The sequence below is a fragment of the Desertivirga brevis genome (assembly GCF_017355835.1).
The window spans coordinates 1-14,119 of sequence record NZ_JAFEWF010000010.1; the positions used below are offsets into that span (position 1 = coordinate 1).

The 14,119-nt window shown below is 39.3% G+C and carries 7 protein-coding genes and 1 pseudogene; all 8 read right to left on the minus strand.

Annotated elements, in window-relative coordinates:
- A partial coding sequence (locus J4N25_RS21280; protein ID WP_207423831.1) for an MBG domain-containing protein occupies nucleotides 1-3,702 on the minus strand: 3,702 nt, incomplete at its 3' end.
- Between the two features lie 476 nt (nucleotides 3,703-4,178).
- Nucleotides 4,179-5,432 (minus strand): AraC family transcriptional regulator, encoded by a 1,254-nt coding sequence (locus J4N25_RS21285; RefSeq protein WP_207423832.1) that lies wholly within the window; start codon nucleotides 5,430-5,432, stop codon nucleotides 4,179-4,181.
- 150 nt (nucleotides 5,433-5,582) lie between these two features.
- Nucleotides 5,583-6,203, minus strand: a pseudogene (locus J4N25_RS21290) (type IX secretion system membrane protein PorP/SprF); the annotation flags it as partial.
- A 724-nt stretch (nucleotides 6,204-6,927) separates the two neighbouring features.
- Nucleotides 6,928-8,151, minus strand: a complete 1,224-nt coding sequence (locus tag J4N25_RS21295; protein ID WP_207423834.1) for a DegT/DnrJ/EryC1/StrS family aminotransferase — start codon at nucleotides 8,149-8,151, stop codon at nucleotides 6,928-6,930.
- Nucleotides 8,152-8,294: 143 nt separating this feature from the next.
- A complete protein-coding gene (locus J4N25_RS21300) occupies nucleotides 8,295-10,286 on the minus strand; it encodes an OmpA family protein (protein WP_207423835.1) in 1,992 nt (663 codons plus the stop codon).
- Between the two features lie 11 nt (nucleotides 10,287-10,297).
- Complete coding sequence (locus J4N25_RS21305) at nucleotides 10,298-11,089, minus strand: P-loop NTPase family protein (protein ID WP_207423836.1); 792 nt, start codon at nucleotides 11,087-11,089, stop codon at nucleotides 10,298-10,300.
- A 6-nt stretch (nucleotides 11,090-11,095) separates the two neighbouring features.
- On the minus strand, nucleotides 11,096-11,980 hold the full coding sequence (locus J4N25_RS21310; RefSeq protein ID WP_207423837.1) for a hypothetical protein: 885 nt from the start codon (nucleotides 11,978-11,980) through the stop codon (nucleotides 11,096-11,098).
- 27 nt (nucleotides 11,981-12,007) lie between these two features.
- Entirely contained in the window at nucleotides 12,008-14,089 is a 2,082-nt protein-coding gene (locus J4N25_RS21315; RefSeq protein ID WP_207423838.1) for an LruC domain-containing protein, read from the minus strand.
- Nucleotides 14,090-14,119: the final 30 nt, after the last annotated feature.

The following is a 14,119-nucleotide window of genomic DNA, read 5'->3' on the forward strand; positions in this document are numbered from 1 at the left end:
CTCATCACCATACGTTTTGCTTTTATCTTCTGCAGTTACCGTTAAAGCTTTTTTACCTATCGTTAAGGTTCCTTTTTTAAAGGTCAACTCATAATTGTCTGAGCTTCCTGTTGCCTCGATATCATAAATACCTGCTCCCGATTCTTTTGTAGCAGCAGTTGTTACCGTTGGTGCCGGAGATAAAGTTGTTTCTCTGTTTACCAAACCGTCATACTTAACTGTTAACTCAGGATTCTCATCACCATACGTTTTGCTTTTATCTTCTGCAGTTACCGTTAAAGCTTTCTTACCTATCGTTAAGGTTCCTTTTTTAAAGGTCAACTCATAATTGTCTGAGCTTCCTGTTGCCTCGATATCATAAGTACCTGCTCCCGATTCTTTTGTAGCAGCAGTTGTTACCGTTGGTGCCGGAGATAAAGTTGTTTCTCTGTTTACCAAACCGTCATACTTAACTGTTAACTCAGAATTCTCATCACCATAGGTTTTGCTTTTATCTTCTGCTGTTACCGTTAAAGCTTTTTTACCTATTGTTAAGGTTCCCTTTTTAAAGGTCAACTCATAATTGTCTGAGCTTCCTGTTGCCTCGATATCATAAGTACCTGCTCCCGATTCTTTTGTAGCAGCAGTTGTTACCGTTGGTGTGGGAGATAAAGTTGTTTCTCTGTTTACCAAACCATCATACTTAACTGTTAACTCAGGATTCTCATCACCATACGTTTTGCTTTTATCCTCTGCAATTACCGTTAAAGCTTTTTTACCTATCGTTAAGGTTCCTTTTTTAAAGGTCAACTCATAATTGTCTGAGCTTCCTGTTGCCTCGATATCATAAGTACCTGCTCCCGATTCTTTTGTAGCAGCAGTTGTTACCGTTGGTGCAGGACTTAAAGCAGTTTCATTATTTACCAAACCATCATATTTGACGGTTAAAGCAGGATTAATCTCGCCATAAACTTTGCTTTTATCCTCTGCAGTTACCGTTAAAGCTTTTTTACCTATCGTTAAGGTTCCTTTTTTAAAGGTCAGCTCATAGTTGTCTGATGTTCCTGTTGCCTCAATATCATAAGTTCCTACTCCTGATAATTCAGTTGCAGTGGTGGTTACCGTTGGTGCAGGACTTAAAGCAGTTTCATTATTTACCAAACCATCATATTTGACGGTTAAAGCAGGATTAATCTCGCCATAAACTTTGCTTTTATCCTCTGCAGTTACCGTTAAAGCTTTTTTACCTATCGTTAAGGTTCCTTTTTTAAAGGTCAGCTCGTAATTGTCTGATGTTCCTGTTGCCTCGATATCGTAAGTTCCTACTCCTGATAATTTTGTAGCAGTGGTTGTTACTGTTGGTGAAGGGCTTAAAGCAATTTCATTATTTACCAAGCCATCATACTTGACGGTTAACGTAGGATTCTCACCACCATAAGTTTTGCTATTATCCTCTGCAGTTACCGTTAAAGCTTTTTTACCTATCGTTAAGGTTCCTTTTTTAAAGGTCAGCTCATAGTTGTCTGAGCTTCCTGTTGCCTCGATATCATAAGTACCTGCTCCCGATTCTTTTGTAGCAGCAGTTGTTACCGTTGGTGCCGGAGATAAAGTTGTTTCTCTGTTTACCAAACCGTCATACTTAACTGTTAACTCAGGATTCTCATCACCATAGGTTTTGCTTTTATCTTCTGCAGTTATGGTTAAAGCTTTTTTACCTATCGTTAAGGTTCCTTTTTTAAAGGTCAACTCATAATTGTCTGAGCTTCCTGTTGCCTCGATATCATAAGTACCTGCTCCCGATTCTTTTGTAGCAGCAGTTGTTACCGTTGGTGCAGGACTTAAAGCAGTTTCATTATTTACCAAACCGTCATATTTGACGGTTAACTCAGGATTCTCATCACCATACGTTTTGCTTTTATTTTCTGCAGTTACCGTTAAAGCTTTTTTACCTATCGTTAAGGTTCCTTTTTTAAAGGTCAGCTCATAATTGTCTGAGCTTCCTGTTGCCTCGATATCATAAGTTCCTACTCCTGATAATTCAGTTGCAGTAGTTGACACAGTTGGCGCTGGTTTGAGAGCAGTTTCATTATTAACAAGCCCATCGTAAGCCACAGTTAATTCAGGATTAATGTCTCCGTAAGCTTTGCTTTTATTATCAGCGCTTACTGTTAAAGCCTTTTTCCTAACGGTTAAGATTTGTTGCACATTATTGGCTGCTGCATACGTATCATCTCCGGCCTGACCAGCTGTAATTGTTGCAGTTCCTGCACTCACAATATGGACTTTACCATTCACAATTGTGGCCACCGCTGTATTATCTGAGCTATAAGCTATAGAAAGATTTGAACTGGAAGTTGCACCAGCATCAAAATCAACATCACCGTAAGTTTTTTCTGAAATGCGATCAAAAGTAATTTCTTGAGATTTCTTATTCCGGGTTACATTAACAGTATAGGTTTTATTCGTTAGTCCGTCCTCAGCAGTTACGACAACCCCAATCGAATTAGTACCTATACCTAAATTGATACTTTGAGAAGCTGTTTGATCAGAAACAGCAACTCCAGCAACCTTTACTTTTGCATTAGGATCGTTAAGAGTAGGCGTAACCGTAAGACTGCTGACGGAATAGTCAACCGTAGCAGAATAACTAGTTGAATTACTGTTAAAAGTAGGAGTAAGTGTCCCATTACTTATGCTTAATCCACTTAAAAAAGCATTCGTGTTTAATGTCCTGAAAGTATTAACATCTCCATAAGTTGTTCCTACTGTATTAGTTGCATACGCTCTCGCATAATAAGTAGTATTGGCAGAAAGACCATAAACTGTTGTTGCATACATCCCATCACCATTTCCCATTTTCACCTTAGTGTTGGAAATGGTCGGACTTGTATTTGTTGACGAATAAACAATACCATAATCAGACACCATATCTTCTTCACTGGATACATTTCCGCCTAAGATGGCAGAAGTTGACTTTATAGTCGAAGGCGTTGCAGATGAAACTACCGGCGCCCAGTAATTATATAGTTTGCCGTTGAACTTGTTAGCTGTTACATCAGTTAGAGTACGACTTTGCTGATTAGAGGAACCAGTGATACCTGACTCAATTTGATAGTACGCGATTAAATTAGCACTATTTGCAGCTACGGGATTCTGATAAGAGGCAGAAATCTGAGCTGCAGTCCGGGGCGTGTTCCAGATGCGAATGTCGTCTAATTCCCCTTTAAAAATCTCAAAATAACTTGAAGCACCAAATTCAGCAACACCAATATTTAGTGGCAGGCCTGTTTTGGCTGTATTAATAGCGTTCCCTGTAAATCCAATTGATGTACCATTAACAAAAATTTCAGTATTGGTACTCGTCATGACGAAGGCTAGATGATACCAGGTACCTTTGACAAAGGTGTATGGCCGTGTATTATAACTATTACTATTCCATAACCCTACTCCGCTCAAGGCATTGTTGATGTGAAAACTGTAACGAGTGCCTGTTGGATCCCTTTGGGCTATAACTGCTGGATTGCCAACTTGGGTGTTTGCATCCCATGTAGGCTTTACCCAAACTTCGACTGTACCCTGAGCAAATTCCAGTCCTGATACATTAGGAACGGACCCATATTGATTTGAGCCATTGAACTGGAGAGGAGAAGTATTAGCGGTTTGGGCAATAAGTGACTCCACTGCCCCAATAAGCATAAAGACAAACAGTATATATTTCTTCATATCCTGCCCTCCAATTCGTTCCTTCGAAAATTTAATTTCACTCTAATTCTTCCCTGGCTACCAGGCCAATGACAGGTAGAGATTTTTAACAACTGTTCTCTTTTCATTTAATAATTATTTAGGATAGAGATATTAAACCAGACTTTGGGGTATTAAGCCTTCTCTAGCATATACGTTAAAGCTGATACAATATCACTCGTGGTATTCCTACGACTGGTTTCTGGGGAGAGTTTAGCTGTTTAGGTATTAAAATCAGTAGTTCGGACTAACAAAAAAGGCCTGATTTAAAGAGATTTAGCGAATGACGAAATTTCGGCATGGAGTTTAAGGCTTAGAGAAGGTTTATGAATAGGAGAAACTAAACCCGCATTAGTTTGCCCTCATATCAAATCCGTTCCTACTTCAGCCAGGTAAGTAATCTCCTAGAATTTAAAAGAAAATTCAGTTAAGCGCGTGTGAGCACCTCCTTAAGAAATTTAGGCAGAAGCCTGCATTTCCCCGTTTTGCTCCAGATATTCTGAAGGGGTATTTCCAGTAAACTTTTTAAAGGCTGTGAAAAAGGTACTGCGCGATGAGAAGCCGGCCTCGAAGGCCAAACCTTCCAAGGTCATACCTCTCCAATCATCCTTCTCAAAGCGAGAGATAACATAATTGACACGGTACTGGTTGATGAAATCAGTATAGCGCTTTTGATAATGGGAATTGAGTATATATGATAAGGTACGAGGAGGGATATCAACTTTAGCAGCAAGCCCTGTTATAACAAGCTTCTGTTCTCTATATAACTCCTGCTGTTCCAGCTGCATTTCTAATCTCTGCACAAATACTGATAATTGCTCGGCAGGTATCAGAGCAGAATCTTTCTCATATCCTGATTCTTCATTAACAGCTTCTTCATACTCACTCGGAACCAGCTTGATGATCTCTTTCTCAACAGGACTTTCAATTTTTACAGGATCATGAACCGGATTTAAGCCATAAAGTATTTCAGGATTAAAAAATAGATTAAGAACAATTCCCAGAAAAGAAAATGCAATGAATGTCATAGGTAGTCCATGGAGCTCCGTCAATTTCATATGAGCAGCAAGATGGGTTTCGACATCAATGGTTAATACAAAAAGATTAGTATAAATTAAAATAACCAAACAAGTATAGGAAGTTAACCACCTGAGACATTGTTTAGATAGCCGAACCTCGGAGTTTCCGTTCCGAACGTAGGTTATTAAGGCCCACATCTGAGCACCTAAATAAAGAAAGGCCTGGACTAAACGCAGATGAAAATGAATTGCAGGACTTAGAAATCCCATTTTCAAAGAATGTGATAGTGTTACATCGTCAAGAATTGACAACATATAGGAAGCCTTTACATTCTCAGGCTGCAAATAAAAGGGTATGAGGTCCAGAAGAGCTAACAATCCGGGAATAAAATGAATTAAATCGACTTTCTTAAGTCCCTGACGACCTTTCAACTTACCCTGGACGTAGAGATAACAAACGGGAGGGATTAGATAATAAAAAGGAAAAGCTATACCGTAAAGAGCAGGCATCTGCAATATTAACCGCGTTAGCAGCGATTCATATACAATGAAATACAGCGTTATTAAAAGAAGGCTACTTGCTAAAAGCCGCCCTAGATATTTATTACCACTCCTCTTGAAAAATAAAACACTACATAGCATTAATCCACCTGACAAGCCGATGAATAGTATAATATCGTAAAATTTGATCATCCCCGCACTTCTATTTTCCAATTTATTACGATCAATAGATGAACGGGTTACAGTAAATAAATCTACTTAAAAGCAAAAAGACCCTTGTACTTAAACAAAGGTCCTTTATATTACTCATTATTAATTTTTAGCATCTAAAAAAACAATGTATTACTTCTTCCCTTTAAACACTTCACCAAGATTTACCCTCAGGTTCATTTCAAAGTTCCCATTGGTATAGTCTCTGATAGCTGCTGTTCCTGAAGTAAAGATCCCGCTGATCACAAGGTATTTCTGATATTTAACACCCATGCCAATGGTGGTGCTTCTGGTGCTGTGATATACTGCCATTACATTTACCTTGCTTTCCGCAATTGTCATATTAGCTCCGAAATCAACAATGTCTTTATAGCCCTTGATTTGACGATAAGCCACTTTTGGTTCCAGGGTCATACCATCCAGTGCATCAGCAAAGTACAGCTTGTAACTGGCAGCTGTGTACAGCTTCGACTCGTCGGCTATGTTTCCCTCCGCCTGATCTTTCTTGAAGAATGATTTTAGGTTAGGTACGGCAAGCTCTAAGCCTAGCCTTTTGCCCTGATAAGCTGTACCAAAATCGCCATCAAAATAAGGTTTGCGATTCTGGTAGCCCGGGATTGAACGATCAGATCCATCCACGTTTGAGCTTAAATGTTCCTGCATCAAGCGGTCGTCACTGTAACCTAAGGATACCCCAAAGCTTAATTTCTGCCCATCTGCATCTAGTGGCAATTGATAAGCATAGGTTCCTCTTACACGGGTTCTCTTTTAAAGACCAGCTTCATCATGATACATGTTTATCCCTACCCCTGATTTCTTACCAGATCCATACTCAAAACTCAGCGCTTGAGTGGAAGGAGCGCCAGGCATTCATGACAATATGGAAAAAGAATTACCGCTTCTACGTAATAAAAAATGAGTTGGTTGCTTAAAGATTGAATCTTCCTACCCGTCCAGACAAAAGCATGCCCGGTATTGATAAGAAGGCGCCCGATTGGAAAATCAGTAGAGCCAAGAAAGTATTGAGGATGAAGTACCTGGGGGTTTGAAAATAAGTTTCAAGGAGTTAAGATGGCTGATTTTACAGCTATATGAAAAATTAGATAGCAAAAACGACCCTAAGAAAGGTCTATACGTTTTTCGCACCAATAACATTTCTTTCTCGACCCATCAAAACGATATTTCCACTTATGAAAACCGAGAGGGCATAGCAGAAATTGAAGAATATTCATTACGAGAGCAGTAAAATATGTTTACCACCCGAATATAAAGCATTTTGGTCTTTTTAAAGGCCTATTCAACAACATTTTTCAACAACTGCTTCACTTAGTCCATTATAGAATTAAGGAACCCAAGCCATTTATTGAAGGCTGAATAAATACAAAGGAAGTTTTTCATTTGATTTTTAGATCAACAAAATGGTTAGGGGAGCCGTTGAACTTGGCTGGAATGTCAGACGGCCCCTTAAACCAATAGCTTATGCAGTCAGGTAATATTTAACAGGCTGCAGATCCTGCAAAACAGGAGTATTGAAAACTTTATCAAAGCATTCAAAGATCCTGTCGAAATCCTCAGAAGTTAAATTACTACCACTTGGCAGACAAAGTCCTCTATTAAAGATATGCTCAGCCACTCCGTTGCCGAAATAGGGAAAGTCTTTGAAAACAGGCTGAGTATGAAGAGGTTTCCATACAGGGCGAGTTTCAATATTTCTTTCATCAAATTTACGCCTGATAAATTCCGCATCGATATCACCCGTTTCTCTTGGGTTAATAAGGATTGAGGTCAACCAGTAATTTGAGTAGAAATCAGAAGTAGGTTCTTCCTGAAAAGTTAGGCCCGGTTGCATACTTAACTCCTGCTTGTAACGGAAAAAATTATCTCTCCTTGCCTTTACGCGTTCATCTATCACTTCTAACTGGCCCAAACCAATTCCCGCCAGTACATTGCTCAACCTATAATTATATCCCACCTGACTATGCTCGTAATGCACCGCCTGGTCTCTTGCTTGTGTGGCAAGGAATTTAGATTTATCTATAAGAGCTTTATCTTTGCTAAATAAGGCTCCCCCACCACTAGTTGTAATGATCTTATTGCCGTTAAAACTTACTACTCCTAAGGTACCCAGTGTTCCGCAATGTTGACCTTTATAGGTACTTCCAAGTGCTTCTGCACTATCTTCAACAACGGGAATTCCATATTTCTCTGCAATACGATTAATTTCCGTCATTTGACATGGCATCCCAAATAAATGAACGGGAATAATAGCTTTAGGAAGTTTTGCCTTTTTTACACCGCCGGCGGTTTTAACCTTTCCGGCCAGGCAGGCCAGGATGGCTTCCTCCAAACTTTCGGGGCACATATTCCAGGTAGCATATTCTGAATCGACAAAAACAGGCGTGGCACCTAAATACCTGACAGGATTCGCTGAAGCAGCAAATGTTAAACTTTGCGTAAGGACGAAATCATCCTCTCCCACACCCAACATTATTAATGAAAGATGCAAAGCCGCGGTTCCTGAACTTAAAGCAGCTACATGTGGTGATTGTGTATAATTACTTAACGCAAGTTCAAATGCATCCAGGTTTGGTCCTAAAGGAGCAACCCAATTCGTGGCAAATGCTTGATTAACATACTTATCCTCACGGCCGCTCATATGTGGCGAGCTTAGCCAAATTTTTGTCCCAGTGAATATACTCATCTATAATAGCCTAAGAAGCTAACAACCCTTTTCCTTGTCTACCAATCCTATTGTTGATCAATAAGTTGCAGACATATTGTTCTACGAATAATAAATCCAGAAGTTCCGGTAATCTTCAACCTATTCTAAAGATTACTGAATTTTTATGGTGTCTGAACTTTCTTCAGATATGCATTACGTAAGCCCAATGCCCTAATCCTCCTCAAACGATCTTCAGCAGTCTTTTCATTGTTGAAAATACCGAAGAAATATAGGCTATGCCCCCTGTCATCCTTCCTCTCAAATACATTCGCATTTAATCCCTTTAAGTAAGAGATATTTCCATCGCCAACATTTGCAGAAGAACCAAGGTATATAGTAAAGTAATTTGGATTACCTGATTTTGCTGAGCTAATAGTATCCACATCAAGTGCCATAAAAGCATTAATCCTTTGCAGCAATTGTGCTTGCGTCACCGTATCGCTTCCAAATGTGTTTTCGCCCAGTTCTTTCTCCTTAAACCCTGACAAATACAGTTCGCTCCTCCTGTTTTTTTGCTGAACTATATCTTTACAGCCCTCACAGTTATTAATTGGAGTCTTCTCGCCATACCAGGATGTTGAAATCCTCTGAGTATCAATACCGGTACGTTTTAAGTAATTCTTGGCAGAAGAAGCCCTGTTTTGGCTTAATGTCTGATTATAAGCGATACTACCTCTTAAGTCTGTGTGTGATTTAATCTGCAGTGTCAAAGAGCTATCGCCTTTCATTATATTACTGATCTTACTAAGCGTAAATGCTGCGCTTGGCCTTATATAATATTTGTCAAAGTCGTAGTAGATCGTGTCTTTATAAAATACTCTGAACTTCCTGGACAACTTCTCATCAATAGTAACAGCCATTGAGGTATCGGGTGATGAGCGTTCAGAATTCCTCACTAAAATAGGCGCTACAGAATCACAAGGATTTTTTGTTGCAGGTTTTGGAGCATCCGGAGCAGTCTTTATGTTAGCCAGATTATTCCCACCACAAGGAAGACAGAAGGTAGTTCCGAAAGGCAATAAGGCCTCCATCTGACTGATAAGCTTTTTATCACGTTGTTCCTGATATTTTTCGATATCACCCGGCTTCTTCTTCCTCCAGCCATGAGGAAAAATGCTCAATGAAAGTTCAACATGAGATACGTCATAATAGGTCTTCAAAATTGGCATTTCATAGCTCACATGGAAGCCTAGCTTGTCATTAATATTCATACCTACCATACCGTAAACCGCCTTCCAGGACCTGGAATACATCCCTATATTGACGGAAGATTTGGGCGTATACCTATAGTAAGTCAAGCTATAAGTTGTCTCATGAATTTCAGTACTATCATCCCTTTTTGCCTTGTAATCCCTCAAATAAATTCCCTCTTTCCAGGAATAATGCTCAACCTTTAAGGCATTTTTAGGATCAGGACGGTAGTAAATGCTACTCAAAGCATTCACGCGATACCTTTTTAACAGCCAACCCATGTTCTTGTACATCAGGTTATAATCCGGATTTGTAATATTATAGGCAGAAAAGCCGGATTCAATTTTTAGGCGGTCCAGGGTTAGTTTATATTTTAACCCAGTACTATAATTTAAATATCCTAAGGAACCTTTGAAATTACCAGTTGCATTAACAGGAGTAAACCACCTTACAGGTCTTACATCAATAAGTCGATCATATGGCCCTTTTGACTCATCTACCGATCCATATAGATAACTGGCTTGAAAGCCAATTCTCAGCTCCTGGAACTTATGCTTATCAATATAAAACTGCCTTGCTGCTGAAACTCCGGCATATTTTCCAGAGATAGGAATATCAGGAGTGCCTGTTTGCATGTAATTAAGACCTAATCCCCACATGCCTTTCTTTCCCAATCGCACGTCGGCAGACATATTATAAAAAAGATTATAATCCTGCCTGTTACTAATTCTTGCAAAAAGCCCGGTTATACGGCTCCTTCCCTCCTCGATATCCCCTGTTTGTGCTGGATTAACCAATAGCGGTATAGCTCTGTATTGAGATACTCTTGCATCCTGAGCTTTCGCTCCGCTACCAACTATCATCCCTGAAACTAAAAGCAAAGTATAGGTTAATGCTTTTATTGTCTTCGTAACTTGGCTCACTACTTATTTAATTATTTTCTGTTAACATTTAAAGGAATAGAAGCAATAAATTCCCGTACGTCCTTCACATTGCCCCAAATGGCGCCCCCTGTATTGATCCTTAATACAGGAACTCCTATCCCTTCAAGAAAATCAATTTTTAATTTATATTCTTCAACATTACGTATCACGTATTCACGAAGTTCAGTTTCTGTTAAAGATCGATGACTAAATGTATTTATTCCTCCCCTTCTTCGCTGCAAAGCTCTTGCAAACACCTCGTCTGGTTCAAGTTCACAAGAGATCACTGCTGCAGGATTAAGGATTGTGTCATTCTTCCATTCGTCGGGAGGATACTTTGTTAAGAGTTCAGGCGTCAATCCATGATGGTGATGTAATGGCCCCTCATCAAGTACAACTACTTCATCCTGACCTAAAATATTATTTAAAAGACATACATTATCAGCTCGCTTTTGGAACGCTCTAATCCTTTTATGAGCTAAAGATCTGTCTTCTACCTTCACTAAATATTCAGATAAAACCGATAGCGAAAACTTATATTGATATACGAAGTCCTTTTCAAGGCTATTCAGCATTTTCACAGAAACTCCATATCGTTTGTCCTTAAAGGCCGGAACTTTCAAAAGGGCTTTATATAAAACATTTCTGTTCAATATACCTTTGAACCTATTGTTCAGGGCTGCATTGATGTGAGCTTCATTAGCAGTTAGAAAAGGCCTGTTAGGGATACCTTTATCAACCAACCTGGAGTAAAGGAAAGTTTTACCAACACCAGAAGGACCTAGCAACTCAATAACCTTCACAACAAACTATATATCTTGTAAAATTCTCTCTTCGGAAATAAAATCTTCTTCTATATGGTAGAATGAAAAAAGCTTGCCTACCACAATGTCGTTCTCTCCGTTACCAATATTTCTAGTGGTTAATTGCTCTGTATTGGAGCCGCTAATAGATATTAAAGTCTCTTTAAATGAACCGGCAACCGAAAACACAGGAGTATTACCTTTTAATGCCATTACTTTTAACCATAGATCGTCCGCATAAAGAGCCAGCTGCTTCAATCGATCTTCATCAAACACGTCTGAATGTAAAGCATTTGGAGGATATAAAACTCCGCATACCCCTAGTGCTACCAACAGATGAGAAGGCTTTGAGTTAAATTTGTAAACTGGCCATTTTACATAGGGCGCTAACTTTGAATCTTCTTTAACCAAAGATCTTGTCATCGAAGCACAAATGGCTGTAGGATATTTTTCATGTCCCTTCTTCAAATTCGCAATTAAATTTGCAGGGTAGATCTTGTCATCGTCTACAGTTACAATATTAGCCCGGGGGAAACTCTTCATAGCAAAATAATACTTGTTATGAGGCTTGAGATTACTTTCTACAAAGACAATTTGTAAACCTCTTTTTTTCAATCTGGTAAGACTTTCAGGTAGAACGTCTTCATTGGCAAATTCTTCCCGGGCAAGATATAATATCAGACCATCAGGCTTTTCAGTTTGTCGTAGTATAGATTCTAAAACAAGCCATAGTTTCTCAATTCGGGAGGGTTTTGCTGTTAATGTTACTATTAAGGCACCATCCCTGTGCAGGTCACTGCTTATTGGAATTTTAGCAAAGGGCCACCACCTTGTACAAGAATACACGGTAATGGCCCAAAGATTTAAAAAAAAATTTTTGAGATCATTCATTTGAGAGCGTTAATATAAGCTGTTTCTTTATGGATAAACCAATAAAGAGCCGGCTCTGTTTCCGGTAGCACCAGTGTACCAGTTGGTGGAATTTACACCACCCGAAGTTACCCAGTCAGAAAACTTCAAGAATGCTCTGGTCATTGATCTTCCGGATTTGGTATAAGGAATTTCCGAAGGAACTTCAACAGCCCAGGTTAGATTTGCGGCTGCCCTGGTTCCATTACTTAGATAAAACTTATTGCCTGTTGTAGATGAACCATCATCTTCCGTTCCAAATCTGCCAGCGTTTGCCTTAATAGTTGGTCTGCGATTAGGCAAATGGGTTTCAACGTTCCGTCTATCGTTAGTAATGATGAATGGAGAGATCTTATTGAAATCAGCAACAGAAATCGGTGTTTTAAATCTTACAGTAAATGAAAACTTCTCAACCGGTCTGGTTATAGCTCCATCTCCTGTATTGTTTACTACGTTACCCCCCATAATCGTACTTGCAGCTGTAAATACCTTGACAACAACATCATTTGTGTGCCCTGATTCGATAGCATAGGTACGGCTCTTGTCTGTATTAGAGTTTACGTTGTCAAGGTTATAGCTATTTACAACTTGAACATTGTTAGGCGATACACCAGGAACCATAACACCAAAACTATTATTTAATTGAGCCGAAAGAGCTTTAAGATCAAAAGAGAAGCTTATATCAGTTACCTTTCCTGTTTCATCCAAATAACCAGTGTAATTGTGGTTAATAACCAAGTCATTCATATCGAAATCTCCCAATCTTGGCCAGCAATCTTCATACAGTAAAGTTCCTTTCAAGTTTTTACCAGGGAAGAAAACATAGTCTTTATCTGTACGAGGAACGTCAGGCAATTTAGGGTAGTTGCCAGTAGGAATCGCTTCATTTGGAGTCCAGGATGCAAAGAACGCCACGTCAGAATAATCAGCATCAGTTCCGTCTTCGATCGCCCATACGATCTTGTTAGTCGTTTGATCATATAATACAACCATACGCTCAGTGATACCATTCATGTTCCCTGAAGTTCCGGCTGCATTAAATCTCTTATCAGAATAATAAGTGGTCCTTGCTGTTCTAATCGTACCCGGTGTGTTGATGTCTGTGCTAGGAATGAAACCATTAGCAATAATGAAGAAACCTACTGTTGTACCAGGGTTAAAGGATCCGTCAGCATTTGGTCCCTGAAGCTTTACTGTTTGCCCGGCAACTAAACCACTATAGCTCGAAACTGCGCTTCTTGATGTACTAGGGAAAACATACCCCTTATTTACAATTGCTGCAGGAGAGGCTGGGGGATTATTACTATCATACCAGTAATAACCAAGGGTATTACGATAGGTAGAAGTTGCAAACATAAAAGAAATAGAGATGTCTGCAGTTTGACCAGGCTTTAAATCCAACACGATATTTCTAGGAATAGAAGTGTTTAGTAAAGCTGGGTTCACTTTAGTTTTATAAGGAACCGCTGTCTGGAATCTTCTGACGAACATACCGCTTACATAGTACGGATCTATAAGGTAATTTGGATAACCTACCGAATTCCAGGTACGGGCAACAGCGCTTGTGCTGGCACCTCCACCTGTTGTACTCATTACCTTATTCGATAACTTCACACCTGAAAGTGTTCTATTTTTTGCAACAGCAGCATCTGCGCTGTATTGTAATTTAAATCCGGCTGAAGTTCTATCTATTTCGAACACCTCAGGAATACCTAAAGACTTTGATAATAAGTAAATTTTTTCTACATAGGTTGGAACTTTAATTTCTGAGTTGTACTGCCCATTATTGTTTAAAGTAAAACTTGATACCATCTGAATAGAATCAAGAACCGCCGGATCATCAAGACTTGCCGTTGGGTCTTCCAAATACACTTCAAACTGAGCACCTGCGTAAGGAGTTTTTCCTAACAAAAGCACCTCAGCACTTAATGGCTGCGTTTCTGAAGTTGCATAGGAGAATTTATCGGGCACTGCCATGGTGGCAAAATCCACTCCTCCATTTTCTTCAGAAGCACTCTCACTCTCGTTCTTCTTACACGAAGATAGCAAAGCTATAGCCAGAATGGGAATAGCTAATAAGGTTTTGTTCATTGAACGCATTTTATTTATTTATATAAGTTA